This window comes from Microbacterium sp. SMR1 (assembly GCF_003289625.1).
Taxonomy (GTDB): Bacteria; Actinomycetota; Actinomycetes; order Actinomycetales; family Microbacteriaceae; genus Microbacterium; species Microbacterium plantarum.
In genome coordinates this window covers 703024-729270 of sequence record NZ_QMBN01000001.1, presented here as the reverse complement: position 1 = coordinate 729270, position 26247 = coordinate 703024, and the positions used below count along the sequence as shown (strand labels likewise).

At 68.6% G+C, this 26247-nt stretch carries 25 protein-coding genes and 2 tRNA genes; 11 read left to right on the top strand and 16 right to left on the bottom strand.

Annotated elements, in window-relative coordinates:
• Positions 1–40 precede the first annotated feature (40 nt).
• On the top strand, positions 41–640 hold the full coding sequence (locus DO944_RS03620; RefSeq protein WP_112614708.1) for a vitamin K epoxide reductase family protein: 600 nt from the start codon (positions 41–43) through the stop codon (positions 638–640).
• A gap of 63 nt (positions 641–703) precedes the next feature.
• Here DO944_RS03620 and ndk read toward each other — a convergent pair whose 3' ends face one another.
• Genes ndk through ileS form a run of 4 tightly spaced genes read right to left on the bottom strand, consistent with a single transcriptional unit; the run spans position 704 to position 6237 of the window.
• Positions 704–1120, bottom strand: coding sequence for a nucleoside-diphosphate kinase (gene ndk / locus DO944_RS03615; RefSeq protein ID WP_112614706.1), 417 nt, complete (start codon positions 1118–1120; stop codon positions 704–706).
• Between the two features lies 1 nt (position 1121).
• Entirely contained in the window at positions 1122–1523 is a 402-nt protein-coding gene (locus tag DO944_RS03610; protein WP_112614704.1) for a DUF4233 domain-containing protein, read from the bottom strand.
• Positions 1511–2863: a folylpolyglutamate synthase/dihydrofolate synthase family protein gene (locus DO944_RS03605; RefSeq protein WP_112614702.1), complete on the bottom strand. Its 1353-nt coding sequence runs from the start codon at positions 2861–2863 to the stop codon at positions 1511–1513. The genes DO944_RS03610 and DO944_RS03605 overlap by 13 nt, the downstream gene beginning before the upstream one ends.
• A complete protein-coding gene (gene ileS, locus DO944_RS03600; RefSeq protein ID WP_112614700.1) occupies positions 2860–6237 on the bottom strand; it encodes an isoleucine--tRNA ligase in 3378 nt (1125 codons plus the stop codon). The genes DO944_RS03605 and ileS overlap by 4 nt, the downstream gene beginning before the upstream one ends.
• Positions 6238–6449: 212 nt before the next feature.
• Here ileS and DO944_RS03595 point away from each other — a divergent pair, with 212 nt between their 5' ends.
• Positions 6450–7133 carry a hypothetical protein gene (locus DO944_RS03595; protein WP_112614698.1) on the top strand — a complete coding sequence of 228 codons (684 nt, stop codon included), beginning with the start codon at positions 6450–6452 and terminating at the stop codon, positions 7131–7133.
• Positions 7130–7636, top strand: a complete 507-nt coding sequence (locus DO944_RS03590) for a GNAT family N-acetyltransferase (RefSeq protein ID WP_112614696.1) — start codon at positions 7130–7132, stop codon at positions 7634–7636. Before DO944_RS03595 ends, DO944_RS03590 begins: the two co-directional genes overlap by 4 nt.
• Before the next feature lie 10 nt (positions 7637–7646).
• Here DO944_RS03590 and DO944_RS03585 read toward each other — a convergent pair whose 3' ends face one another.
• Positions 7647–8063 carry an OsmC family protein gene (locus DO944_RS03585; RefSeq protein ID WP_112614694.1) on the bottom strand — a complete coding sequence of 139 codons (417 nt, stop codon included), beginning with the start codon at positions 8061–8063 and terminating at the stop codon, positions 7647–7649.
• A gap of 45 nt (positions 8064–8108) precedes the next feature.
• Between DO944_RS03585 and DO944_RS03580 the strand changes: the two genes are divergently transcribed.
• From DO944_RS03580 to DO944_RS03560, 5 genes are all read left to right on the top strand, one after another.
• Positions 8109–8870: a methionine ABC transporter ATP-binding protein gene (locus DO944_RS03580; RefSeq protein ID WP_258524550.1), complete on the top strand. Its 762-nt coding sequence runs from the start codon at positions 8109–8111 to the stop codon at positions 8868–8870.
• Positions 8867–9538, top strand: coding sequence for a methionine ABC transporter permease (locus DO944_RS03575; RefSeq protein WP_112614690.1), 672 nt, complete (start codon positions 8867–8869; stop codon positions 9536–9538). The genes DO944_RS03580 and DO944_RS03575 overlap by 4 nt, the downstream gene beginning before the upstream one ends.
• 32 nt (positions 9539–9570) lie before the next feature.
• Positions 9571–10392, top strand: coding sequence for a MetQ/NlpA family ABC transporter substrate-binding protein (locus DO944_RS03570; protein ID WP_112614688.1), 822 nt, complete (start codon positions 9571–9573; stop codon positions 10390–10392).
• 72 nt (positions 10393–10464) lie between these two features.
• Positions 10465–13044, top strand: coding sequence for a valine--tRNA ligase (valS, locus tag DO944_RS03565; RefSeq protein WP_112614686.1), 2580 nt, complete (start codon positions 10465–10467; stop codon positions 13042–13044).
• 1 nt (position 13045) lies between these two features.
• On the top strand, positions 13046–13279 hold the full coding sequence (locus DO944_RS03560; RefSeq protein WP_112614684.1) for a hypothetical protein: 234 nt from the start codon (positions 13046–13048) through the stop codon (positions 13277–13279).
• 19 nt (positions 13280–13298) lie between these two features.
• Here DO944_RS03560 and DO944_RS03555 read toward each other — a convergent pair whose 3' ends face one another.
• Both DO944_RS03555 and DO944_RS03550 read right to left on the bottom strand, forming a co-directional pair.
• Positions 13299–14618 (bottom strand): MFS transporter, encoded by a 1320-nt coding sequence (locus DO944_RS03555; protein WP_112614682.1) that lies wholly within the window; start codon positions 14616–14618, stop codon positions 13299–13301.
• A 2-nt stretch (positions 14619–14620) separates the two neighbouring features.
• Positions 14621–15244 (bottom strand): helix-turn-helix domain-containing protein, encoded by a 624-nt coding sequence (locus tag DO944_RS03550; protein ID WP_112614680.1) that lies wholly within the window; start codon positions 15242–15244, stop codon positions 14621–14623.
• Between the two features lie 69 nt (positions 15245–15313).
• On the opposite strand from DO944_RS03550, the gene DO944_RS03545 reads away from it, so the two are divergent.
• A complete protein-coding gene (locus DO944_RS03545) occupies positions 15314–17356 on the top strand; it encodes a M3 family metallopeptidase (protein WP_112614678.1) in 2043 nt (680 codons plus the stop codon).
• Here DO944_RS03545 and DO944_RS03540 read toward each other — a convergent pair.
• The 6 genes from DO944_RS03540 to DO944_RS03515 all read right to left on the bottom strand — a co-directional run bounded on the left by DO944_RS03540 (position 17353) and on the right by DO944_RS03515 (position 22610).
• Entirely contained in the window at positions 17353–17967 is a 615-nt protein-coding gene (locus DO944_RS03540; RefSeq protein ID WP_112614676.1) for a dihydrofolate reductase family protein, read from the bottom strand. The two genes, DO944_RS03545 and DO944_RS03540, sit on opposite strands and share 4 nt — an antisense overlap.
• 54 nt (positions 17968–18021) lie before the next feature.
• Positions 18022–19290 (bottom strand): ATP-dependent Clp protease ATP-binding subunit ClpX, encoded by a 1269-nt coding sequence (clpX, locus tag DO944_RS03535; RefSeq protein ID WP_112614674.1) that lies wholly within the window; start codon positions 19288–19290, stop codon positions 18022–18024.
• Positions 19291–19461: 171 nt separating this feature from the next.
• Positions 19462–20127 (bottom strand): ATP-dependent Clp protease proteolytic subunit, encoded by a 666-nt coding sequence (locus tag DO944_RS03530; protein WP_023950830.1) that lies wholly within the window; start codon positions 20125–20127, stop codon positions 19462–19464.
• Positions 20128–20150: 23 nt separating this feature from the next.
• Positions 20151–20735: an ATP-dependent Clp protease proteolytic subunit gene (locus DO944_RS03525; RefSeq protein WP_023950833.1), complete on the bottom strand. Its 585-nt coding sequence runs from the start codon at positions 20733–20735 to the stop codon at positions 20151–20153.
• Between the two features lie 194 nt (positions 20736–20929).
• Positions 20930–22465 (bottom strand): trigger factor, encoded by a 1536-nt coding sequence (gene tig / locus DO944_RS03520; protein ID WP_112614672.1) that lies wholly within the window; start codon positions 22463–22465, stop codon positions 20930–20932.
• Between the two features lie 71 nt (positions 22466–22536).
• Positions 22537–22610 (bottom strand) — tRNA-Pro (locus DO944_RS03515).
• Between the two features lie 134 nt (positions 22611–22744).
• Between DO944_RS03515 and DO944_RS03510 the strand changes: the two genes are divergently transcribed.
• Positions 22745–22818 (top strand) — tRNA-Gly (locus DO944_RS03510).
• A gap of 35 nt (positions 22819–22853) precedes the next feature.
• Here the strand turns inward: DO944_RS03510 and DO944_RS03505 are convergent.
• Positions 22854–23390, bottom strand: a complete 537-nt coding sequence (locus DO944_RS03505) for a gamma carbonic anhydrase family protein (RefSeq protein ID WP_112614670.1) — start codon at positions 23388–23390, stop codon at positions 22854–22856.
• 109 nt (positions 23391–23499) lie between these two features.
• On the opposite strand from DO944_RS03505, the gene DO944_RS03500 reads away from it, so the two are divergent.
• Positions 23500–23985: a Dps family protein gene (locus DO944_RS03500; RefSeq protein ID WP_112614668.1), complete on the top strand. Its 486-nt coding sequence runs from the start codon at positions 23500–23502 to the stop codon at positions 23983–23985.
• A 108-nt stretch (positions 23986–24093) separates the two neighbouring features.
• On the opposite strand, the gene DO944_RS03495 is transcribed toward DO944_RS03500, so the two are convergent.
• Together DO944_RS03495 and DO944_RS03490 are read right to left on the bottom strand one after the other, a co-directional pair.
• On the bottom strand, positions 24094–25596 hold the full coding sequence (locus DO944_RS03495) for an amidohydrolase (protein ID WP_112614666.1): 1503 nt from the start codon (positions 25594–25596) through the stop codon (positions 24094–24096).
• Entirely contained in the window at positions 25593–26246 is a 654-nt protein-coding gene (locus DO944_RS03490; RefSeq protein WP_181574132.1) for an FMN-binding negative transcriptional regulator, read from the bottom strand. The genes DO944_RS03495 and DO944_RS03490 overlap by 4 nt, the downstream gene beginning before the upstream one ends.
• Position 26247 lies beyond the last annotated feature (1 nt).

The window sequence follows — 26247 nt, the reverse complement described above, 5'->3', positions numbered from 1 at the left end:
TCACGGCGGGGTCATCGATGCCGATGGGATAATCGCGGTCATGTCCGCACCCCGTAGCCACGCCCGCCCTGTCGCACTCGCCGTCTGGCTGATGATCGCGGGCGTCATCGGATGGATCGCAGCGTTCGCGCTGACGACAGAGCGGCTCCACCTGCTCGAAGACGCCACGGCCACGGCATCATGCGACTTTAACCTCGTCGTGCAGTGCGGGGCGAACCTGACCTCTGCCCAGGGTTCGGTCTTCGGCTTCCCCAACCCGCTGCTGGGGCTCACCGGCTGGGTCGCGCCGATCGTCGTGGGCGCCGCGATCCTCGCGGGCGCACGCTTCGCCCGGTGGTTCTGGCTGCTCTTCTGGGCCGGCATGGCGTTCGCGTTCGGCTTCGTGGTGTGGCTGATCTCGCAGAGCATCTTCGTTCTCGGAACGCTCTGCCCCTGGTGCATGGTCACTTGGTTCGTGACCATCCCGAGCTTCTACGCCGTCACCCTGCACCTGCTCAGGTCGGGCGTCGTGCCGCTGCCGCGTCGAGGCCGAGGGATCGCCGCCACTCTGACCGGCTGGGTGCCGCTTCTCGCCGTGCTCAGCTACGTCGCCATCGCCGTGATCGCACAGATCCGGCTCGACTGGATCGGCTTCCTCTGAGACGACGACGCCCGCCGATCGACGTCGTGACGTCGGCCGGCGGGCGTCGTTTCGCAGAGTCGGTCAGCCGAACCAGATCTCGAGCTCGCGCGCGGCGGACTCGGCGCTGTCGGAGCCGTGGACGAGGTTCTGCTGAACGGCCAGGCCCCAGTCGCGTCCGAAGTCGCCCCGGATCGTACCGGGTGCGGCCGTCGTGGGGTCGGTGGTTCCGGCGAGCGAGCGGAAGCCCTCGATGACGCGATTGCCGGCCAAGCGGATGGCGACCGAGGGGCCGCTCTGCATGAACTCGAGCAGCGGTTCGTAGAACGGCTTGCCGGCGTGCTCCTCGTAATGCTTCTCGAGCACCTCCCGGTCGGGTTCGACGAGCCGGATGTCGACGAGCGCGTAGCCCTTCGCCTCGATGCGGGCGAGGATCGCGCCGGTGAGGCCGCGGGCCACACCGTCAGGCTTGACGAGGACGAGGGTCTCTTCGGTGGGCATGTCAGTCTCCGTTCGATTCGTCGGCTGCGAGGGCGGCGTTCCGCCGGTCGAGAGCAGCCCCCTTGATGGTCGCATACGCGTACATGCCGCCGAAAACCAGCGCGACGATCCCGAGCGCCGGCACGAGGAACACCCCGAGAGCCAGGACCACCTGCAGCAGCCAGCCCAGGAGGATGCCCCACCGGTGCCGCAGCAGCCCTGAGGTGACGATCATCGCCACGGCGAGGACCGCCCCGGCGACCACTCCCCACCAGTCGGCGACGTCCTCCGGCAGCGCACCGAGTCCGTAGACGGTCAGTCCGCCGAGGAAGACCACGATGGATTCGAAACCGAGGACGACCGATCCGAGCGACTCCGCGGCACCGCGACGTCGGCGCTCGCGAGGCCGTCTCACGCCTGCCATCCCGACTTCCAGTCCTCTGCGGCGGCGAGGGCGATCGCTTCGCCCGCGAGCACGACCGAACCGGCGATGATCACCGCGCGCCGTTCCGCAGCCGCGGCCCACTCGCGCGCGGCCTCGGCCGCTTCGACGAGGTCGCGGTGCTCGGTGACCCCGAGTCCGCGCTCCTCGGCAAGATCGGCGACGAGGGTCGGCTCCGACGCGCGCTCCGAGTCCGGTGAGGTCGCGAACACGTGCGCGGCGACCGGTGCGAGGGCCTCGACGATCCCCGCGGCGTCCTTGTCTCCCAGAACACCGAGCACGATGCCCCACTCGTCGAAGTCGAACGACTCGCGCAGCGCCGCCGCGAGTGCCGCTGCGCCGTGGGGATTGTGCGCACTGTCGACGAGCACGGTCGGACTGATCCCGAGCAGCTGCAGGCGACCCGGGGAGGTGACAGCGCCCAGTCCGTCCGCGACGACCTCCGCGTGGAGTGCCTGGTCCTCGGCGCCGATGAGAGCTTCGACCGCGGCGACCGCGAGGGCGGCGTTCTCGGCTTGGTGAGAGCCGTAAAGCGGCAGGTAGAGCTCGGGGTACTCCCCCGCGCGCCCCCGAACACTGATCTGCTGTCCGCCGACGGCGAGGCTGTGCGCGGTCAGACCGAACTCTTCACCGGCGAACCCGACGGTGGCGGCCGCCTCCGCGGCGCGCGCTCGGATCTGCTCGGCCGCCTCGGGTGTCTGCACGGCCGAGACGACCGCCGCGCCGGGCTTGATGATGCCCGCCTTGACCGCGGCGATCTCGGCGATGGTCTCGCCGAGGCGGTCGGCGTGGTCGAGCGCGACGGGGCCGATGACGGCGACGTCCCCGTCGGCGGTGTTGGTCGAGTCCCACGATCCGCCCATGCCCACCTCGATGACCGCGACATCGACGGGCGCGTCGGAGAACGCGACGAAGGCGAGGACGGTGAGCAGCTCGAAGAACGTCAGAGGAGCGTCACCCGCCGCATCCAGCTCAGCGTCCACGAGGTCGACGAAGGGAGCGATCTCGTCCCACGCGTCGGCGACCGCGGCGTCGGCGATCGGCTCGCCGTCGATCAGGATGCGCTCGGTGAAGCGCTCGAGGTGCGGGCTGGTGAAGAGCCCGGTGCGCAGCCCGTGCGCGCGCACGAGGCTCTCGATCATCCGGCTCGTCGACGTCTTGCCGTTCGTTCCCGTCACGTGCACGACGCGGTAGGTGCGCTGCGGGTCGTCCAGCAGTTCGAGAACGCGTCGTGTCCGCTCGACGCGGGGCTGCACCCACTGCTCCCCCTGACGCTGCAGCAGCGCCGTGTATACGGCGTCGGCGCGGGCCTGATCGGTCATGCGGTCTCTCCTGTCAGCCGGGTGACGCTCACGGCGAGGTCTCCCCTGTTCGCGTAGGTCTTGGCCGCGACCACGGCCTCGAAGTCGGGCTCGGTCGCGGCGACGGACTCCGCAGACTCGGCAACGGTCGAGGTGCGTGAGCGCACCGCCCATTCGCGGGCCAGCGTCTCGCCCGCCACATCGGCGGCGTCGAATGCCGATGCGACAGCAGCGGCATCCTCGTCGGAATCGAACGTCAGCATCAGCCGGATGCGGTCGCTGACTTCGAAGCCGGCGGCCTTCCGGGTGTCCTGCACCGCGCGGATCACGTCGCGCGCCAGGCCCTCGGCCTCGAGCTCCGGGGTCGTGGTGGTGTCGAGCAGGACGAACCCGCCCCCCGACAGCAGTGCGATCGCGGTGCCTTCCGCCACCCCTCCCGCTTCGAGGGTCAGGTCGTACTCGCCGGGCTCGAGCGCGACGCCGTCGACGGTCACGACACCGTCTTGCTCGCGCCACAGGCCCGCCCGGGCACCCGCGATGACGTGCTGCACCTGCTTGCCCAGTCGTGGACCGGCCGCGCGCGCATTGACCGAGAGACGCTGGCTGATGCCATACGAGGCCGCGAGGTCGTCCGAAAGCTCGGCCACAGCGACATCCTTCACGTTGAGCTCGTCGCGGAGGATGTCGGCGAACTGCTCCAGCGACGCCGCGTCAGTCATCGCAACCGTGAGCTGAGGCAGCGGCAGGCGCACGCGCTTGCCCTCCTTCTTGCGCAAAGCGTTGGCCACCGATGAGACCTCGCGGACGGCGTCCATAGCCGAACGGATGTCGGCTGCGGGCGCGAACTCGTCCGCGTCCGGCCAGTCCTCCAGGTGAACGCTCCGTCCGCCGGTGAGGCCCTGCCAGACACGCTCGCTCACGAGGGGCAGAAGCGGCGCCGCGACCCGGGTCAGCGTCTCGAGCACCGTGTAGAGGGTGTCGAACGCCTCCGTCGAGGAATCGTCGTCGGGCACGACGCCCACCCAGAAGCGATCGCGGGAGCGGCGGATGTACCAGTTCGTGAGCGCTTCGGCGAAGTCGCGCAGCTTGGCGGCGGCCATCGTGGAGTCGAGGGCCTCCAGGTCGGCTGCGACATCGCGCACCAGGTCGCCGGTCAGCGCCAGGATGTAGCGGTCGAGCACGTTCGTGGAGTCGGTCCGCCGCCGCGCCTCGTACCCGGCCCCGCCCTCACCGCCGGCCGCGTTGGCATAGGTGGCGAAGAAGTACCAGGTGTTCCACAGCGGAAGCAGGAACTCCCGCACGCCCGCCCGGATGCCCTCTTCGGTGACGACGAGGTTGCCGCCGCGGAGCACCGACGAGCCCATCAGGAACCACCGCATCGCGTCGGAACCGTCGCGGTCGAAGACCTCGGACACGTCCGGGTAGTTTCGCAGCGACTTCGACATCTTCTGACCGTCGCTGCCCAGCACGATGCCGTGGCAGGCGACGCCCGAGAACGCCGGCCGGTCGAACAGCGCACCCGAGAGCACATGCATGACGTAGAACCAGCCGCGGGTCTGTCCGATGTACTCCACGATGAAGTCGGCCGGCGCGTGCTCGTCGAACCACTCCCGGTTCTCGAAGGGGTAGTGCACCTGCGCGTACGGCATCGACCCGGAGTCGAACCATACGTCGAAGACGTCCTCGATGCGGCGCATCGTCGAGCGGCCCGTGGGGTCGTCGGGGTTCGGACGCGTGAGGTCATCGATGAACGGCCGGTGCAGGTCGACCTCGCCCGCCTCATTGCGCGGCAGGCGACCGAAGTCGCGTTCGATGTCGGCGAGCGAGCCGTACACGTCGGTTCGCGGGTACTCGGGGTCGTCGCTCTTCCAGACCGGGATCGGCGAGCCCCAGAAGCGGTTGCGGCTGATGGACCAGTCGCGCGCGCCCTCGAGCCACTTGCCGAACTGCCCGTGCTTGACGTTCTCGGGTGCCCACGTGATCTGCTCGTTGAGCTCGAGCAGGCGGTCCTTGATCGCCGTGACGCGCACGAACCAGCTCGACACCGCCTTGTAGATGAGCGGATTGCGGCAGCGCCAGCAGTGCGGGTAGGAGTGCTCGTAGCTTGCCTCGCGAAGGAGACGGCCCTCGGCCTTCAGGAGGCGGATGAGCGGGCGGTTGGCGTCCATCCACAACTCCCCCGCGACGTCGGTGACCTGCGGGAGGAAGCGCCCGCCGTCGTCGAGGCTCATGATGAGCGGGATGCCGGCTGCGCCGGTCACGCGCTGGTCGTCCTCACCGTAGGCCGGGGCCTGGTGGACGATGCCGGTGCCGTCGGTGGTGGTGACGTAGTCGTCGACGAGCACCCGCCACGCGGAACCCGTTCCCCAGGTGTCGGTGTCCGCGTAGTAGTCGAAGAGCCGGTCGTACTGCACGTCGGCGAGCTCGCTGCCGAGAACGGTCCGCTCGATCGCGGCGCGCGCCTCGTCGACGTCGCCGTACCCGAGGTCCTTCGCGTAGCCCGCGAGGAGGTCTTCGGCGAGGAGGTAGCGGTGGGCGTCGGCCTCGACACGGTCCTCATGAACGTCGGCGGCGCCGGCCGGCCCGCCGGGCAGCACGACATAGCGGATGTCGGGGCCGACGGCGAGAGCGAGGTTCGTGGGCAGCGTCCACGGAGTCGTCGTCCACGCGAGAGCCCGCACACCGGTGAGGCCGAGGGACTCGGCCTTCGCCCCGACGAACGGGAAGGTGACGGTCACCGACGGATCCTGGCGCATCTTGTAGACGTCGTCGTCCATGCGCAGCTCGTGGTTCGACAGGGGCGTCTCGTCGCGCCAGCAGTAGGGCAGCACGCGATGCCCCTCGTAGGCGAGGTCCTTGTCCCACAGCTCCTTGAACGCCCAGAGCACCGACTCCATGAAGCCCGTGTCGAGCGTCTTGTAGCCGCGTTCGAAGTCGACCCACCGCGCCTGCCGGGTGACGTAGTCCTCCCACTCGCGCGTGTACTCGAGGACGGATGAGCGCGCCTTGTCGTTGAAGGCGGCGATGCCCATCGCTTCGATCTCGCTCTTCTCGGTGATCCCGAGCTGCTTCATCGCTTCAAGTTCGGCGGGCAGCCCGTGGGTGTCCCAGCCGAAGACGCGGTCGACCTTCTTGCCGCGCATGGTCTGGAAGCGAGGGAAGACATCCTTCGCGTACCCCGTGAGCAGATGGCCGTAATGCGGGAGCCCGTTCGCGAACGGTGGGCCGTCGTAGAAGACCCACTCGGGCGCCCCCTCGCGCCGCGCGATGGAGCTGCGGAAGGTGTCGTCGCGCTCCCAGAACGCGAGCACGTCGCGCTCGACGTCGGGGAAGCGGGGGCTCGGCACGACGCTGTCGGCGGCGGGGCCGAAAGCGGAGGACTTCGGATAGGTCATGGCTTCTCTCGCAGGGTCGGACTTCCTGCGAGGACGATCGTGCGACCGCGGTACCACCCCGCTTGCCCCGGAGGGCCACTCTCCCAGCGGCTGTGACGGGCCTGCCCCGCTCGGTTCTACTGGGCGGATGACCGCCGTTCTTCCGAGAGCTCCCCGGTGATGGCCGGATCGGTGCTGATGAGCCCATCATACCGTCGGCATACGCTGAACGTATGGCCCGCCCTCGTACCCGTCCCACGCCCCCTCGGGTGAGCGAACCCGACCTGCCGCGTCACCTCGAGCCCGGAGTCCTCACCAGACACGGCGATCTCGTCGAGACGTCGATAGCACTCGGCAGCGAGGCGGTCGACGGAGCCCACGCACGGCTGAGCGAGAGCGCCGTCGAGGCCGGGTCCCCCGACCGGCTCGATCTCACCGGCGCGGTGCTCGCCGACGTGGCCATCCGCGACCTCGCGACGGCCGAATTCCGCTCGGGCGACGGCAGCTGGCGCACCGTGACCCTCAGCGGTGGGCGGATCGGCACACTCGACGCCCAGCGTGCCCGCTGGGACGGCGTCATCCTCCGCGGCATCCGGATCGACTACCTCTCGGTGCCCGCCGCGACGTTGCGCGACGTGCTCATCGTCGACTGCCGCATCGGAACGCTCGACGCCCCGGGCGCGATGCTCGAGCGGGTCCGTTTCGTCGACACGACGGTCGACGAGTTCGACTCCCGTGCGCTCTCGAGCACGGATCTCGACCTCCGCGGCCTGGAAGCACTCGCCTTCACGGACATCCGGGCGCTGACGGGCGCCACTGCATCGCGTCGGCAGATCGAAGCGCATGCCCCCGCGTTCGCCGCTGCGCTCGGATGGGACGTGCGCGATGAGGCGTCCGCCGAGGAGCCGAGCCGATGATCGCCCGCACCGAACGTCTGGTCCTCCGGCTGATGACCGAGGACGATCTGGACCCGCTCCGCGAGATACTGACCGACCCCATCGCGATGACCGCCTACGAGGGGGCGTTCGACGACGACGAGAGCGCGCGGTGGCTCGCGCGCAATCTTCGTCGCTACGAGGAGGACGGGTTCGGCCTCTGGGCCGTCGACCTCCCTGGGGCCGGCATGATCGGGCAGTGCGGCATCACGCGGCAGTTCGTCGGCGACGAAGAGGTGCTCGAGGTCGGCTACCTCTTCCAGCGGGCGCACTGGCACCGCGGTTACGCGACCGAGGCCGCGGTCGCGGCGCGGGACTGGGGATTCCGCGAGCTCGGTGCTCCGGCCATCTGGGCCAAGGTCCGCGACACCAACATCGCATCCATGAACGTCGCCATCCGCCTCGGCATGACCGTTCGCCGCCGGTTCATGGTGCACTACCGAGGCGTGGACATGCCCCACCTCGGATTCGCCGTCGATCGCTGACGGCGCTTCCTCAGGACGCCGACCAGGCCTCGCCGCGTACCTCGGCGAGCGGCGATTCCCGCAACAGGCGCGAGATCGGGCAGCGATCGTGCGCTGCGGCGGCGAGTTCCGCCGCCTCGGAGGCATCCAGCCCCTCGCCGGAGATGAAGGCCGTCACGAGGAACTCGTACCCCGCGCGCCCCTCGGCGTCGCGCAGCTCGACCTCGACCCGCGCCTTCGTGCGGTGGCGGCCCGCCACGATCGCCTGCGCGGTGGCGTTGAGGCACGTCGACCAGGCCAGCGCGAGCAGCTGCTCCGGATTGCTCGCGGCGGTGTCATGGCCCGGCTGCAATGGATTCGACACGGCGACCTCCAGGCCGTCCGGAACGCGGCTGACCCCCGTGCCGCCGTCGTCGTTGAAAGCAGAGGTGCGGTACCGGGTGACCATGCTTCGACTATAGTTGAACGTCGTCCAACTATTAGGGGATGCCCCGTGCCACCGACCGACGCGCCGATCGCCCTCAGCGGCGTGAGCGTCACCTACCCCGGCGGAACCCGCGCTCTCACCGACGTCGATCTCGCTGTATCTCCGCGCGAGATCTTCGGAGTCATCGGCGAGAGCGGTGCCGGCAAGAGCACTCTCCTGGCTCTGCTCACCGGCGAGATCAGCGCGACCGCAGGAACCGTGAGGGTGCTCGATCAGGACCCGACCGGTCTCAGCCGGACGGCGCTGCGGGATCTGCGCCGGCGGATCGGCGTGGTCTTCCAGGGTGTGCACCTGCTGGCGAATCGCACCGTCCGTCAGAACGTCCTGCTCGCCCTCGAACTGCGCGACCGCCGGGACCGCCTGAGTGTGAATGAGCGACGCGCCGCGGTCGACGAGACGCTGCGTTTCGTCGGTCTCGGCGGTCGTGAGGATGCCTACCCGGCTGAGCTCAGCGGCGGTCAGCGTCAGCGCGTCGGGATCGCCCGAGCGCTCGTGGGCCGGCCCGAGGTGCTGCTCTGCGACGAGCCGACCTCCTCGCTCGACGCCAGCACAACCGACGGCGTGCTCGCGCTCCTCCGCGAGGCCCGGGACCGGTTCGGAACGACAGTGGTCGTCGTGACGCACGATCTGGCCGTCGTGCGGCGGGTCTGCGACCGCGTCGCGCTGTTCGAGCACGGGCGGCTTCGCGACATCCTGCACGTCGAGCCCGCATCGGATCAGGGCCGGGAGAGCTATCTCGACCGCGCCCGGCGGGAGTTGGGCGCATGACCGGCCTGGTCGAATCACTCGAGCGCCGCGGCGGAGATCTGCTCGAGGCGCTCGGCGAGACCGGGTACATGCTCCTCGTCTCGCTGGCCGCGGCGGTGCTCCTCGGACTCCCCCTCGGGATGCTCGTGTACCTGACGCGACGGGACGGCGCTGCGCCGAACCGGTTCGTGTGGTGGATTGGGAACCTCTTCATCAACGTCGTGCGCTCCTTCCCGTTTCTCCTCCTGGTCGTGTTCCTCGTACCGGTGACGCGTCTCGTCTACGGGACGACGTTCGGCACTCCTGCGGCGACGTTCTCGCTCTGCTTCGTCGCGGTCGCGATCTACGCACGTCTGGTCGAGCAGATCCTGCGCGAGATCAGCCCCGGAATCCCCCGGGTCGCGCGCACGATGGGAGCGACCCTGCCTCAGACGGTCCGGCGCTTCCTGCTTCCCGAGGCCGTTCCCGGCCTCGTCTACGCGCTGACCTCGGCAACCATCAGTCTGCTGTCGTATTCCACCGTGCTCGGTGTGGTCGGCGGTGGCGGCATCGGCGACTTCGCGCTGCGCTACGGCTATCAGGAGTACGACTATCCGCTGATGTACTTCACGATCGCGGTCATCCTCGTCGTCGTGCTGATCATCCAGTCGGCCGGTCACCGCCTGTCGACCAGACTCGACCACCGTTGACCCTCGTCCACCCGCTCTCACAAGGAGAACCCATGCCCCTTCGCACCCTTCGCACCCGCATCGCCTCGGCGGCCATCGCCACCTTCGCGGTCGCCGGACTCCTCGCCGGCTGCGCCGGCTCGCCCGGAGACACGGATTCCGGGGTCACGACGCTCCGCGTGGGCGCGGTGACCGCCCCCGCGACGGACATCGTCGAGGCTGCCGGAGCCGCGATCGCCGACGGGTACGAGATCGAGCTCGTTCCGGTGTCGGACTACGTCACGATCAACAACATGCTCGCTGCCGGCGACATCGACGCGAACTTCTCGCAGCACGCGCCGTATATGACGGAGTTCAACGAGAAGAACGGGGCATCGCTCGAGGCGGTCCAACCCGTCTACAACTTCGTCATCGCCTTCTACTCGAAGACGCTGACCGACATCGGCCAGCTCCCCGACGGTGCCACGGTCGCCATCCCGAACGACTCGTCGAACACCGCGCGTGCGCTCAAGCTGCTGGCCGACGCCGACATCATCGACCTCGCCCCGGGCATCGACCCGTACACAGCGACCCTCGACGACGTCGCGGAGAACCCGAAGAACCTCCAGTTCCTGTCGCTGGAGATCAACCAGTTGAACACGGCGTACGACGAGGCCGACCTGATCTTCCAGTGGCCGTCGCACATCGCCGCGCTCGGCCTCACGCCGCAGGACGACGGCCTGCTCACCGAACTCGACGACCGCTTCGCGCTTCAGCTCGTGGTCCCCTCGGCTGAGGCGGACTCCCCTGCCACGAAGGCACTCATCGAAGCCTTCACGAGCGACGAGGTGCGAAAGGTCATCGACGGCAACGAGACCATCGAAGCCGCCTTCTGACCCCCGGTAGACTCGGACGACGCACACTCAGGCACGCTCACACAGTGCCGCACATATCGTCGAGGAGTTCCCATGACAGCGCACATTCCCGAGAAGCCCGCTCTGGAAGGCCTCGAGCAGAAGTGGGGCGCCGCGTGGGCCGAGCAGGGCACCTACCTGTTCGACCGCGCGCGTGCCGCGAAGACCGGCCGCGGCGGCGTCTTCTCCGTCGACACGCCTCCCCCGACGGCATCCGGGTCGCTGCACATCGGCCACGTCTTCTCGTTCACCCACACCGACCTCAAGGTGCGATTCGAGCGCATGCGCGGGAAGAGCGTCTTCTACCCGATGGGCTGGGACGACAACGGCCTGCCCACCGAGCGCCGCGTCCAGAACTACTACGGCGTGCGCTGCGACCCGACTCTCCCCTACGACGAGTCGTTCGTCCCGCCGTTCGAGGGCGGCGACAACAAGTCGAGCCGTGCCGCCGACCAGGTGCCCATCAGCCGTCGCAACTTCATCGAGCTGTGCGAGAAGCTGACGATCGAGGACGAGAAGCAGTTCGAGTCGCTCTTCCGTCAGCTCGGGCTCTCCGTCGACTGGACCCAGACGTACCGGACGATCTCGGACGAGACCATCCGCACCAGCCAGCTCGCGTTCCTGCGCAACCTCGAGCGCGGCGAGGCCTACCAGGCGCTGGCCCCCACGCTGTGGGACATCGACTTCCGCTCCGCCATCGCGCAGGCCGAACTCGAGGATCGCGAGCAGCAGGCGTCGTATCACCGCATCGCGTTCCACAAGACCGACGGCAGCGGCGACATCCACATCGAGACGACGCGGCCCGAACTGCTTCCGGCGTGTGTCGCCCTCGTGGCGAACCCCGATGACGAGCGCTACCAGCCCTACTTCGGCAAGACCGTCCGCACGCCGCTCTTCGACGTCGAGGTGCCGGTCCTCGCCCATCACCTCGCTCAGCCCGACAAGGGCTCGGGAATCGCGATGATCTGCACGTTCGGCGACGTCACCGACATCATCTGGTGGCGCGAGCTCGACCTGCCCAACCGCACGATCCTCGGCCACGACGGTCGCATCGTGGCCGAGGCGCCTGACGTCATCGTCACGGATGGCGCACGCGCGGCCTACGCCGAGCTGGCGGGGAAGACCGTCTTCAGCGCCAAGAAGCGCGTGGTGGAGTTGCTGCAGGAATCGGGCGAGCTGCTCGAGGTGTCGAAGCCCTTCAGCCACCCGGTGAAGTTCTTCGAGAAGGGCGATCGCCCGCTCGAGATCGTCTCGACCCGACAGTGGTACCTGCGCAACGGCGCCCGCGACGAAGAGCTCCGGGCGCGCCTCATCTCGCTCGGTCAGGAGATGTCGTGGCACCCCGACTTCATGCGGGTGCGCTACGAGAACTGGACCAACGGTCTCACCGGCGACTGGCTCGTCTCCCGTCAGCGATTCTTCGGCGTACCGATCCCGATCTGGTACAGCCTCGATGAGAACGGCGAACGCGATTACGAGCGCGTCATCACCCCCGATGCTGCCCAGCTCCCGATCGACCCGACCACGGATGTCCCCTCGGGCTACACCGCCGAGCAGCGCGGCGTGCCGGGCGGGTTCGACGCCGAGCGCGACATCTTCGACACCTGGGCGACGTCGTCGCTGACCCCGCAGCTCGCGGGCGGGTGGCAGCGCGACGAGGAGCTGTGGCAGCTCGTCGCGCCGTTCGATCTGCGGCCGCAGGGGCAGGACATCATCCGCACCTGGCTGTTCTCCACGATGCTCCGCAGCGCTCTCGAAGACGGCCGCGCACCGTGGTCGGATGCCGCGATCTCCGGTTTCATCGTCGACCCCGACCGCAAGAAGATGTCGAAGTCGAAGGGAAACGTCGTCACCCCCGCCGACATCCTCGCCCAGCACGGCACGGATGCGGTCCGCTACTGGGCCGCGTCGAGTCGCCTCGGTTCCGACGCCGCGTTCGATCCGCAGAACCCCACGCAGGTGAAGATCGGCCGCCGTCTCGCCATCAAGGTGCTGAACGCCGCGAAGTTCGTGCTGTCGTTCCCCGTGCCCGAGGGCGCGGCGGTGACCCACGACCTCGACGCCGCCATGCTCGCAACGCTCGACCGTGTGATCGTCGATGCCACGCGGGCGTTCGAGGCCTACGACCACGCTCGCGCGCTCGAGATCACGGAAGCGTTCTTCTGGACCTTCTGCGACGACTACCTCGAGCTCGTCAAGGAGCGCGCGTACGACCGCTCCGACGCGGGTCAGGCGTCGGCGGCGCTGGCACTGCGACTCGCGCTGTCGTCGCTGCTGCGTCTGCTCGCCCCGGTGCTCGCCTTCGCCGCAGAGGAGGCATGGTCGTGGTTCGAGGAGGGCTCCGTGCACACCGCACCGTGGCCGGAAGCGAGCGGCATCGACGGCGACCCGGCCGTTCTCACCGCGGCCAGCGCCGCGCTCATCGGCATCCGCCGGGCGAAGACGGAAGCCAAGGCCTCGCAGAAGACCCCCGTCTCGGTACTGACGCTGCGCGCGGATGCCGCGACGATCGAGCGACTGCGCCGCGCGGAGGGCGACCTGAAGGCGGTCGGACGCATCGCCGAGCTCGAGCTCCTCGACAGTGACGGCGACCTGGTCGTGGAGCGCGTCGAGCTCGCGCCTCAGGAGGCGTGAGATGCGTTTGGGAACGCGGTGGACCAGCGGCGATGAGCCGCCCGTCTCGCTGCCGGCCGCCTTCCGCGACCGGGTTCGCGCGGTCGACGGCGGGCTCGACGCAGATCCGCGTCCGAAGTGGACTCTGACCTGGCTCGAGGGACGCCCCGTGGCCGAGCTCGAGACCGGTGTCGTGGTCTCTCTCGACGCCGCCGGTGAACCGGTCGTCGGTCAGATCGACGACGACGAGTTCTGACGCCCCGCTCTCCCGCCGCTCACTCCGACGCGGCGGGAGAGCTTTGCGCGGACGCGGAGCGGATGAGGCGCGTGCACACGGCCGTCGCGGTGAGGCAGACAGCGCCCGCAGCGATGAACGGCAGCCGCAGGTCGATCGACGCGACCAGGCCGCCCAGGATCGTCGCCACGGGGAAGAGTCCCCAGGTGAGCGTCCGGATGATGCCCAGAGTGCGCCCGAACAGCGCCGGCGGGATGATCTGCTGCCGCAGCGCACCCCACGGGACATTCCACACCGACACCGCGAACGCCATGCCCGCGTAGGCGATGACCGCGACGACGATTCCGGGGGCGAACCCGACGGCGACCATGCACGCTGCGGCGGCGAGGTTCGCGCCCCACATGACGTTGCCGCGGCCCCAGCGGGCGACCATGCGCGCAGCGAGGAGTGAGCCCGCGAGCGCACCGACCCCGACACCTGCCGTGACGAACCCGATGGCGAACTCGGGTACCCCGTGGACATCGAGGAAGTAGAGCAGCGTCGGAGCCTGCGCGAAAGCGAAGGCGCAGCCGACGACCGACGTGAACACGACCAGGGCACGCAGGAACCGATGGCGCCAGAGGTAGCGCAACGCTTCCCCGGCGGGAACGGCGACGTCCGGTGCTGCCGGCAGGGGCTCGGGGACGGCGCCGGCGACGACGTCGCCCTGAACCGCGCCGATGACGTCCGAAGCCCGTGATCGCGCCGCGGCCAGCGGGAGAAGGAGCGCCAGCGCGATCGGCACCAGGTAACCCGCGGCGCCGAGCCACAGCGGTAGTGCGAGCGAGACGGCGAAGAGAATGCCGGCGACGGGCTGCGCCACGAAGCTGTCGATGGTGATCTGCGCGGCCTGGATGCGCCCGTTGGCCCGATCGAGCTGATCCCGCTCGACGACGCTCGGAATCACCGCGTTGGTCGCGTTGTCGAACAGGGTCTCGCCGAAGCCGAAGACGAGCGTGCCCACGAGCAGCCACACGATGTCGAGACTGCCCGTGACCGTGAGCACGGCCAGACCGACCGCGGCCGCGCCGCGCACGCTGTTCGCCAACGCCATGACACGGCGCCGGTCGAACCGATCGACGATGACGCCGGCCGGCACCCCGAAAACGAGCCACGGGACGAAGGCGGACGCGCCGAGCAACGAGATCAGCAACGGGTCGCGCGTGAGTGTCGTGGCGATCAGGGGCACCGCCGTGCGGCCCAGTCCGTCCGCGAGGTTGCTGAACGCGGCGGCGGTCCACAGTCGCGAGAAGTTGCGCCCGAGCGGACGGGGGCGCCCGGAGTCGGCTGAGCGGGTGCGGGAGGCAGTCACGCTGGTCATCGTCAGTCGCTCTCTGTCGTGATCGGAAACGCCTCGGCGCGCAGCGAGACGATGCGGCGTCCGGAGGACGAACCCGGGCCGGGGTTCGGGTCCACGCGGTACTCGTCGACGACGTCGTCGATGACCCGTTGAATGCGCGCGTTCACCTCGCGGAGCTGCTCGACCGTCAGCGAGACGGTGGCCGAGGTGATGAGCGCGTTATCGGCCCATGGGTCGAGTTCGTCGCGCAACGTGCTCTCCACGAAGCGCATGAGCTGCTCGTGTCGACGATCAAGGAACTCGCCCATGACGACCTGGGTCGCGGCGCGGCCCGCCGGCGTCCGCATCGTCTCCGCACCCGGGAACGACACGCCGCCGGTGGGCCGCTCCCACCATCGCTCGCGCGCCGTGCCCCGATCGGGGATCTCGCGAATGAGGTCGTGCTTCGCGAGAGCGCGCAGGTGGTAGCTCGTCGAGCCGGACGACTCCCCCGTCATCGCCGCGAGCGAGCTGGCCGTCTGAGGGCCTTGCTGACTCAGGATGTCGTAGAGACGCACGCGCACGGGGTGAGCGAGGGCACGGAGCGCGCCCGAGTCGAGCGTGCGGATGTCGCGAGGCGTCCGCTTCTCGGCGTTGTCTTCGGTCATGGGTCCAAAGATATCTTTGCAAGCACCTCTTTGCAACATGATTTTTGGAACACATCGTAGGCTTGTGCCATGTCGGCATCCTCGAATTCCCTTCTCACCGCCTCGTCACTCGCGTGGGGCCTCCCCGACTACCGAGAGATCGACGTCGATGACTACCTGCCCGCCTTCCGCGAGGCCTTCGCTCAGCAACGGAGCGAGATCGACGCGATCGCCGGCAGCACCGAGCCTCCGACGTTCGAGAACACGGTCGTGGCATGGGAAGAGAGCGGCCGGCTTCTGGGCGACGTAGCGCGCGTCTTTTACACGGTCAGCTCTGCGGACGCCACTCCCGCGGTGCAGGCCGTCGACGAGGAGCTCGCCCCGCTGATGTCTGCGCACTCCGACGCGATCCTCCTCGATCCCCGCCTGTACGACCGGATCGAGCGCCTGCACGCGAGCCGGGATGATCTCGGACTCACGGCCGAGCAGCGCTACCTGCTGGAGCGGCGGTTCGTGCAGATGACCCACGCGGGCGCCGGGCTCGACAGCAGCGCTAAGCAGCGACTGACCGAGCTCAACAGCCGACTGTCCGTTCTCACGACGACCTTCGAGAAGAATCTCCTCGCCGATACGAACGATCTGGCCGTGGTGTTCGAGTCGCGGGAGGAGCTCGACGGGCTGAGCGAGGGTGAGATCTCCGCCGCCGCGCGCGCGGCTGCCGATCGCGGGCGACCGGAGGCCTACGTCATCACCTTGACGCTGTTCACGGGCCACCCGGCGCTCGCCTCGCTCACGAACCCGCGGTCCCGCCACCGCATCCTCGAGGCCTCGCGCGCTCGCGGCTCTCGGCCCGGCCGCCACGACAACCGCCCCGTGCTGCTTGAAATCGTCCGCCTCCGCGCCGAGCGCGCGGAGCTGCTCGGCTTCCCCTCGCACGCGGCCTACGTCACCTCCGACCAGACGGCGGGCTCCCCGGAAGCGGTGTCCGCGCTGCTGCGCCGGCTCGCCGCTCCTGCTGCACGCAACGCACAGCGCGAGAAGCTGGCCCTGCAGGAGGTCCTGGACGGCGCCGAGGTCGGGCCGGAGGATTGGGCATTCGCAACGGAGCGCGTGCGCGCGAGCACGCTCGACATCGACACGACAGCGCTGCGCCCGTGGTTCGAGGCCGAACGAGTGCTGCGCGACGGCGTCTTCTTCGCCGCGACACGTCTCTACGGGATCACGTTCCGTGAGCGCGATGACCTGCCTGCGTACCACGAGGACGCGCGTGTGTTCGAGGTCTCGAACGAGGACGGCTCCCACCTCGGACTGTTCGTGCTCGACCTCTACACGCGCGACACCAAGCGCGGCGGTGCATGGATGAACTCCATCGCCTCCCAGTCGGCGCTACGAGGGACGAGTCCGATCGTCCTCAACAACCTGAATGTCCCGAAGCCCTCCCCCGGCACCCCGACGTTGCTGACGCTCGACGAGGTGACGACGCTCTTCCATGAGTTCGGGCACGCGCTGCACGGCTTGTTCGCCACGGTCACCTACCCGACCTTCGCCGGAACCAGCGTTTTCCGCGACTTCGTCGAGTTTCCCAGCCAGGTCAACGAGATGTGGATCTACCGACCCGAGGTGCTGGCGAACTACGCCCGACACGTCGACAGCGGTGAGCCGCTCGCCTCGGACGTCGTCGAGCGCCTCGAAGCCTCGGGGACCTTCAACCAGGGATTCGCCACGAGCGAGTATCTCGCCGCCGCATGGCTGGACCTCGCATGGCACTCGCTCAGCGCGGAGGATGCAGCAGCTGTCACCGACGTGGCAGCCTTCGAAGCCGCGGCCCTCGCCGACATCGGACTCGATGACTCCGCTGTGCCGACACGCTACTCGTCCGCTTACTTCGCGCACATCTTCTCAGGTGGCTACAGCGCCGGGTACTACTCCTACATCTGGAGCGAGGTTCTCGACGCCGACACCGTTGAATGGTTCGAGGAGAACGGTGGGCTGACCCGCTCGAACGGGGATCGCTTCCGTCAGCGCCTCCTCGGCGTCGGCGGTTCGAAGGATCCGCTCGAGGCATACCGTGACTTCCGGGGCCGTGACGCCCGCATCGAGCCGTTGCTCGCACGCCGCGGGCTGAGCGCCTAGGTCGCGTCTGCGGCGAGGAGTCCGTCGGTGGGAGCGCTTCGCGCGTCGCGCCCACCGCCGGGGATCACGTCGTAGACCAGGCGCGCGAACGCTCCCACCCGCTCTGCTGAGCGCAACGAGAGCCGGTCCGACTCGATGCGGCGCGGAAGCAGGGGCGCTCCCCCACCCAACGTCACGGGCGCAACAGAGACTGCGATCTGGTCGAGCGCACCGGCGTCGAAGAACTGACCGGCCAGGTCGCCACCGCCGACGACCCACACATCGTGCCCCGCAGCGGCCTCTCGGATACGCGCGAGCACGTCGGACACGGGCCCGGACACGAACCTGACGTCCGCGCCCGCCGGACGCGGAAGCTCGCGGGTCGTGAACACGAAGGTCGGCCGATCGCCGTGGAACTCCTGCCATCGCTCGGGGTGCGCGAGGATGTCCGACTCGGCGAGTATCCACTCGTAAGTCGTGGACCCCTCGACGAGCACGCCCGCGTTCTCCGGGAGCAGACTCGCGTCGGGCTCGTCGCCGCCGTCGACCGCGAACAGCCAGGAGAGCGAGTTCGCGCCGTCGGCGATGAAGCCATCGAGCGAGCTCGCCGTGTCGAAGATGATGCGTCCCATACCGGCAGGTTAACCGGGACCTCCGACACCGCCGCAGGCGTCGCGGCTCGGTCGTCAGGCGCTCTTGCGCTTCTGCCGCAGGACGAGCGTGGGCGGAGCGCCGTCATCGACGGCGGCCCGCGTCACGATGACCTTGTCGACATCGTCGGCCGACGGGATCTCGAACATGATGGGACCGAGAACGTCTTCGAGGATGGCGCGCAGGCCGCGGGCACCGGTCTTGCGCGCCACGGCGAGATCGGCGATCGCGCGCAGCGCGTCGTCCTCGAACTCGAGCTCTACGCCGTCGAGCTCGAACATGCGCTGGTACTGCTTGACGAAGGCGTTCTTCGGACCGGTGAGGATCTCGATGAGCGCCTTCTGGTCGAGCGGTGCGACCGACGTCACGACGGGGAGACGGCCGATGAACTCGGGGATGAGACCGAACTTGTGCAGGTCTTCCGGCTCGACCTCGCGGAAGAGGTCGAGCTCCTTGTCCTTCTCCTGCAACGGGGCGCCGAAGCCGACGCCGTGCTTGCCGACACGGGACGAGATGATCTCCTCGAGGCCTGCGAACGCGCCCGCGACGATGAACAGCACGTTGGTCGTGTCGATTTGGATGAACTCCTGGTGCGGGTGCTTGCGTCCGCCCTGCGGGGGAACGGACGCCACCGTCCCCTCGAGGATCTTCAGCAGAGCCTGCTGCACGCCCTCGCCCGACACATCGCGCGTGATCGACGGGTTCTCCGCCTTGCGTGCGATCTTGTCGACCTCGTCGATGTAGATGATGCCGGTCTCCGCACGCTTGACGTCGAAGTCCGCCGCCTGCAGAAGCTTGAGCAGGATGTTCTCGACATCCTCACCGACATAGCCCGCCTCGGTGAGCGCGGTCGCATCGGCGACGGCGAAAGGCACGTTGAGGCGTTTCGCGAGCGTCTGCGCCAGGTACGTCTTGCCACAGCCGGTGGGACCGAGCAGCAGGATGTTGCTCTTGGCGATCTCGACGTCGTCGGCGCGCTGTTCGGCGGGCTGGAGGGTCGAGTGTGCCCGCACGCGCTTGTAGTGGTTGTAGACCGCGACCGAGAGCGCACGCTTCGCCGGGTCCTGCCCGACGACGTACTCCTCGAGGAAGGAGAAGATCTCGCGCGGCTTGGGGAGGTCGAACTCGGCGACCGACTCGTCGCCCGACTCGGCCATGCGCTCTTCGATGATCTCGTTGCACAGCTCGACGCACTCGTCGCAGATGTAGACGCCGGGTCCTGCGATCAGCTGCTGGACCTGCTTCTGACTCTTTCCGCAGAACGAGCACTTGAACAGGTCGGCACTCTCACCGATGCGAGCCATGTACCCCTCCTGGATGCCGGAAACCATCGCTCACCTGAGAACGTGGTGCTCCGAGCCTAACCTCTCCCGCAGACATCCCCGCGGATTTGCGAGCCCTTCGAGTCGAACCGCCCCCATGACGCGTATGGCCCCGGCTCGTCGCCGGGGCCATACGCTGTGAACTCGCCTCGCTCAGGAGGTGATCGCGGCAGGCGTCCGCTTGCGCGACGTCAGCACCTGGTCGACGATGCCGTACTCCATCGCCTCGTGTGCCGAGAGGATCTTGTCGCGGTCGATGTCCTTGTTGACCTGCTCCTGCGTGCGGTTGGTGTGGCGCGCCATGGTCTCCTCGAGCCACGTGCGCATGCGCAGGATCTCGGCCGCCTGGATCTCGATGTCCGACGCCTGACCGTGACCGGCCTCGCCGACGGCGGGCTGGTGGATGAGGATGCGGGCGTTCGGAAGCGCGAGACGCTTGCCCGGGGCGCCGGCGGCGAGCAGGACGGACGCCGCCGAAGCCGCCTGACCGAGCACCACCGTCTGGATCTGGGGCGACACGTACTGCATGGTGTCGTAGATCGCGGTCATGGCGGTGAACGATCCACCGGGCGAGTTGATGTACATGATGATGTCGCGGTCCGGGTCCTGCGACTCGAGCACGAGCAGCTGGGCCATCACGTCATCAGCCGATGCGTCGTCGACCTGGACGCCGAGGAAGATGACGCGGTCCTCGAACAGCTTGTTGTACGGGTCCTGGCGCTTGTAGCCGTAGGCGGTGCGCTCCTCGAACTGCGGCAGGATGTACCGGCTCGAGGGCATCGCCGCACCGTGGGGAAGGCCGAAGGCGGGTGTGTTCATCGTTGTCTTTCTCCTTCGGTCGATCAGTTCTCGGTGCCGCCGCCGCCGACGACGTCGGTGGCCGACTCGCGGATGTGGTCCACGAAGCCGTACTCGAGCGCCTCCTGAGCGGTGAACCACCGGTCGCGGTCGCCATCGGCGTTGATCTGCTCGACGGACTTGCCGGTCTGGGCCGCGGTGATCTCGGCGAGACGACGCTTCATGTCGAGGATCAGCTGCGCCTGCGTCTGGATGTCGCTGGCCGTGCCGCCGAACCCGCCGTGCGGCTGGTGCAGCAGAACCCGGGCGTTGGGCGTGATGTAACGCTTGCCCTTCGTGCCGGCGGTCAGGAGCAGCTGCCCCATGGACGCGGCCATGCCGATGCCGACGGTGACGATGTCGTTCGGAACGAACTGCATCGTGTCGTAGATCGCCATTCCGGCCGTGATCGAGCCGCCCGGCGAGTTGATGTAGAGGTAGATGTCCTTCTCGGAGTCCTCGGCGGCGAGCAGGAGGATCTTCGCGCAGATCTCGTTCGCGTTCTCGTCGCGCACCTCCGACCCGAGCCAGATGATGCGGTCCTTGAGCAGTCTGTCGAAGACGCTTGTTGCGATGAGGGGGTCAGCCATGTGTGCTCCTGATCCGAAGTTTCGTGACGTGTCGAATCTACCGACGCCGCCGCATGCGCCTGACCGTGTTCGCCGTGGGCATAGCCCGTGTCACCGCCGTCCCTGATGCGGAGCATCTGCCGGGCAGAGCAGAAGGGGCGGATGCCGCAGCATCCGCCCCTTCTGCCGGTCGGGCGACCGTCGCGATCAGGAGATCACTCGGCGGCAGCCTCGTCGGCGGCCTTCTTCTTGGCGGGGGCCTTCTTGGCCGGCGCCTTCTTGGCGGGAGCCTTCTCGTCGGCGGCGGGAGCGTCGTCGGCGGCATCCGCCTTCTTCTTAGCGGGCGCCTTCTTGGCCGGCGTCTTCTTGGCCGGCTTCTCCTCCGCCTCGGCGGCGTCGGCATCGGCGTCGGCGGCCTCGTCGGCGATCTCCTGCGCCTCCTCGACGACCTCGTCGGCGGCGGACTCCTCGCCCTCGACGGTGGTGAAGCCGGTCAGGTCGACCGACTTCCCGTCGGTGTCGACGACCGTGACCTTGCCCAGGGCGATCGCGAGGGCCTTGTTACGGGCGACCTCGCCGACCATCACCGGAAGCTGGCCGTTCTGCTGGAGCGCGTTGACGAAGTCCTGCGGGGCCATGCCGTACTGCGCAGAGGCCTGGATCAGGTACTGGGTCAGCTCGTCCTGCGAGACCTGGACCTCGTGCGTCTCGGCGATCTTGTCGAGCACCATCTGCGTGCGGAACTGCTTCTCGCTCGCCTCGGTGACCTCGGCACGGTGCGCGTCATCCTCCAGACGACCCTCGCCCTCGAGGTGCGCGTGAACCTCGTCCTCGACCAGTCCGGCCGGAACCGGGATCTCGACCTTCTCGAGGAGCGCGTCGACGAGCTTCTCGCGCGCGGCAGCGCCCTGCGTGAACAGGCTCTGCTGCGAGACGCGCTCGACAAGGCTCTCGCGCAGCTCGGCGATGGTGTCGAACTCGCTCGCCATCTGCGCGAAGTCGTCGTCGGCCTCGGGGAGCTCGCGCTCCTTGACAGCCTTGACCGTGACGGCGACCTCGGCCTCTTCGCCGGCGTGGTCGCCGCCGACGAGCTTGGAACGGAACGTGGTGTCCTCACCAGCAGTGAGCGACTCGATGGCCTCGTCGATGCCCTCGAGGAGCTCGCCCGAGCCCACCTCGTACGACACACCCTCGGCGCGGTCGATCTCGTTGCCGTCGATCGTCGCGACGAGGTCCAGCTCGACGAAGTCGCCCTTCACGGCAGGACGGTCGACGGTGACGAGCGTGCCGAAACGGCCGCGCAGGCGGTCGAGCTCCTCGTCGATGGCGGCGTCGTCGGTGGCGACGGGCTCGACCTCGATGGTGATGTCCTCGTAGGCGGGAAGCTCGAACTCGGGACGCACGTCGACCTCGACCTCGACCTTCAGGTCGCCCGAGAAGTCCTTGTCACTGGGCCAATCGACGACCTCGGCCGACGGACGCCCGAGGACGCGCAGCTCGTTCGCGGTGACGGCTTCGCGGTAGAAGCCGTCGAGGCCCTCGCTGACCGCGTGCTCGATGACCGCACCGCGGCCGACACGCTGGTCGATGATGGGAGCGGGCACCTTACCCTTGCGGAAGCCGGGAATCTGCACGTCCTGAGCGATGTGCTCGTACGCGTGGGTGATGCTCGGCTTCAGCTCGTCCGGGCTGACCGTGATGTGGAGCTTCACCCGCGTGGGGCTGAGCGTCTCGACGGTGCTGGTGACCATGCCTGTCGTTCTCCTTTATCCGGCCGCGCACATGCGCGTCCGTTCGGTGGTCTGGGTTCGTGGGGCCGTTGTCGGGGCGACAGGATTTGAACCTGCGGCCTCCCGCTCCCAAAGCGGGCGCTCTACCAAGCTGAGCTACGCCCCGGGCGCGCAGCACACGTGCGTCGGAAAACGGCCGTGGTCAGTCTAGCCGACGGAGTCCGCTAGACTGTTCGAGTTGCCAGCGCTGGACATGGTTCTCAGCGTGACGGCGATCCACATCCGATCCAGGTCGGATGCGGGGCTGTAGCTTAGTGGTAAAGCCTCTGTCTTCCAAACAGATGATGCGAGTTCGATTCTCGTCAGCCCCTCCAATGCTCCTCCTCGTCTTCGTACGCGGAGGAGCTCTTCATTCAGCGCAACGGGCGCCGTGATCGGTGGCCAGCTGCAGGTATGTCGCGGCGTTCCCGTGAAGCCCGCCCCGTTCGTCCTCCGTGAGCGCCCGGCGGACCTTCGCCGGCACCCCGGCGACGAGGGAACCGGCGGGGACCACGGTTCCCTCGAGCACGACCGCTCCCCCGGCGACGAGAGATCCGGCCCCGATCACCGCACCGCTGAGGATCGTGCTGTTCATCCCGATGAGGCAGCCGTCCTCCACCGTGCACCCGTGGACGACGGCGTTGTGGCCGATCGAGACGTCGTCGCCGATCTTCGCGGGCGACCCCGCGTCGACGTGGATCACGACGCCGTCCTGGACGTTGCTGCGATCTCCGATCACGATGCGCGACCGATCACCGCGGATCACCGCGTTGTACCAGACGCTCGACATCTCGCCGATGACCACGTCACCGACCAGTCGCGCCCCGTCCGCGACGAACACCGTCGGATGCAGGCGGGGCCGAGACTCTCCGAGAGACACGAGGGATGCGGACGAGGCGACGGGCATGGCCTCACGTTACCCCTGGTGAGCCCAGCCTTCTCTTGCTTGCGGAATGTTCCGGCGTGAGTAGCGTTTGGGCAGATGCAGGCCACGACCTGCCAGAAGGAGCGCAGACATGACCGACACCAACATCACCACTCCCGCCCTCACCGCCGACCCCGAGGTCGCCGCCGCTGCCGCGCAGTTCCTCACCCCGGTCGTGCACAAGATGCAGGCGCTCGTCGTCAACGGCAAGCAGGCGCACTGGAACGTCCGCGGCTCGAATTTCATCGCGATCCACGAGTTGCTCGACACGGTGGTCGCCCACGCCCAGGACTACGCCGACACCGCCGCTGAGCGCATCGTCGCCCTCGGCCTGCCCGTCGACTCGCGCGTCTCGACCATGGCCGAGAAGACCAGCACCGCCGTGCCCGCCGGGTTCGCGCAGTGGCAGGACGAGATCAAGGCCATCGTCTCCGATATCGACGGGGCGCTCGTCGACCTTCAGAACGCCATCGACGGTCTCGACGAGGTCGACCTCACGAGCCAGGACGTCGCGATCGAGATCAAGCGCGGCGTCGACAAGGATCGCTGGTTCCTCCTCGCACACCTCGCCGAGTAATCCTCAGCGCCGAACGGGGCGGTGATCGCGATGAGGGCAGCTGGACGCTTCCCCACCGATCACCGTCCCGTTTCGCCTTCCCGGGACGTGTGCCCCGGAAGACGCAATTCAACCGATGTGCGTGATCCGGCCGCCGAGGAGGGTCGCCGTCACGCCGGTTCCGCGCAGAGCGCCGGGCGTGTCGGCGGCGAGAGGGTCACGGTCGACGATGGCCAGATCCGCGATGTCCCCCGGCGCGATCGCCGAGCCGGTCTGCGACCCACCCGCCGTTGAGGCTGCGAGGGCGACCGCAGCCGGGATTCGCTGATGCGGACGCCAGGGCTCGCGCTCGTCACGCGTACGGAACACCGCATCCGACATCGTGGTCCAGGGATCGAGACGGGCCACCGGCGCGTCCGAACCGAGCAGCAGGTTGGCTCCGGCGTCGACGAGCTCCCGCATCGGGTAGCCGACGGCCGTCTGCCCCGCCCAGAACTCCTCCGCCATGTCGCGATCATCGACGGCATGCGAGGGCTGCACACTCGCGCCGATGCCGAGGCGGGCGAACCGCGGGATGTCGGCGTGAGCGACGAGCTGAGCGTGCTCGATGGTCCCGGTGGCTCCCGTCATCGCGAAGGCGTCGAGGGCGTGCGAGTTCGCGACGTCGCCGATCGCGTGCACCGCGCAGGAGATGCCGGCCCCCGCCGCGCGCCGCATCAGCTCGACGAGCTCGGCAGGCGGCACGGTCATGACTCCGAAGTCGTGCTCGGCGTTCGGATAGTGGTGCGAGCACGCCGCCGTCCGGGTGCCGAGTGAGCCGTCGGTGATGACCTTGAATGGCCCCATCCGCACGAGCCCCGCCGGATCTATCGCGTCGCCGGTCTGCAGTCCCGCTGAAATCGCTCGATCCAGCATGCTGGCGTAGACACCGAACGACACGCGCACCGCGTCGTATCCGCGAGCCAGCCTGCGATCCCAGGCCTCCGCGTTCCATGCCATGTCCAGGTCGACGATGCCGACCACGCCGCGGGCGGATGCCGCAGACATCGCCTCGATCACCGCGGCATCCGCGACCGCCGTGTCGAGGGCGTTCAGGCGGCGGGAGATCTCGAACGCGGGCTCCTCGCGCAGCACCCCGTCGGCCGCCGACATCCCCTCACGCCGGAGCGCGGCGCTGTTGAGCCAGACGCTGTGGACATCGGAGTTGATCAGATAGGTGGGCGCGTCGCCCGTGGTCGCGTCGAGCAGTGCGAGCGAGGGCCGATCAGGCCAGAGCGCGTCGCGGAAACCCGAGCCGACGCGGCGACCGTCGAGATCCAGTCCCGCTCGACCCATGACCGCCGCCGCCTCGGCAGCGCTCACGATGCCCTCGAGGTCGACGCGGCGCGCCGCCAAGGCCCACTGCACGGTGTGAACGTGGTGGTCCCAGAGTCCGGGGATCAGCCAGCCCCCACCACCGTCGAGAACGACCCCGCGTCGCGGGAGGGCGCCCGCAGGCGCGATGTCGACCACGACATCACCCGCGACGTGCACGTCGACCAGATCGGCACCGAACGGATCCGTGCGCCCCGGGCCGGTCAGTCGGACGTCCGCGATGATGTCCACTGTCTCGCCCGGCGCTGCGAGGTTCACGACCGATCCTCGCGGGCGGCGCGCATCGCCTCGTGAGCCCGGCGCATCTCCGTCGCCAGCCGGGGGTCGGCATACGGTGTGGCGGTCTGCTCGAGCTCGGCGATGATGGTGTCGACCACGGCATCCGGCCGATTCTGGCTGAGCTTGCGTTTAGCCTCGACTCGGGCCGGTGAGAGACGGAATCCGACGGTCCCCCGCTCGAGACGCCGGACGAAGTCCTCATCGTTCGGCGCGGCCCACATGCCCCGTGCCGCACCCAGGCCCGACTCGAACCGGTCGACGAGGCGCTCGAGCACACGCAGGTTCTCTTCCGGCGCGAGGATCTCGGGCACGCCGGAGAGATGAACCGAGACGTAGTTCCATGTGGGGACGGCGGGCACGTCGCCGTACCACTGAGGCGACACGTACCCGTGCGGCCCCTGGACCACGACGAGCATCTCGCCGCTACCGAGGCCGTGGATCGCGTCATCCGGGCGCCCGACGTGCCCGACGATCGTGAGGTCGTCGCGTTCGTCGTCGAGGAGCACGGCGTAGTGCGACGCGACGAGTCCGTCGGTGCCTGCACTGACGATCGTGACCCACGGGTTCTCGTCAATCACACGGCGCAGCTCGACGACATCCGTCATCGCGAAGCTGGGGTTCTTTCTCACG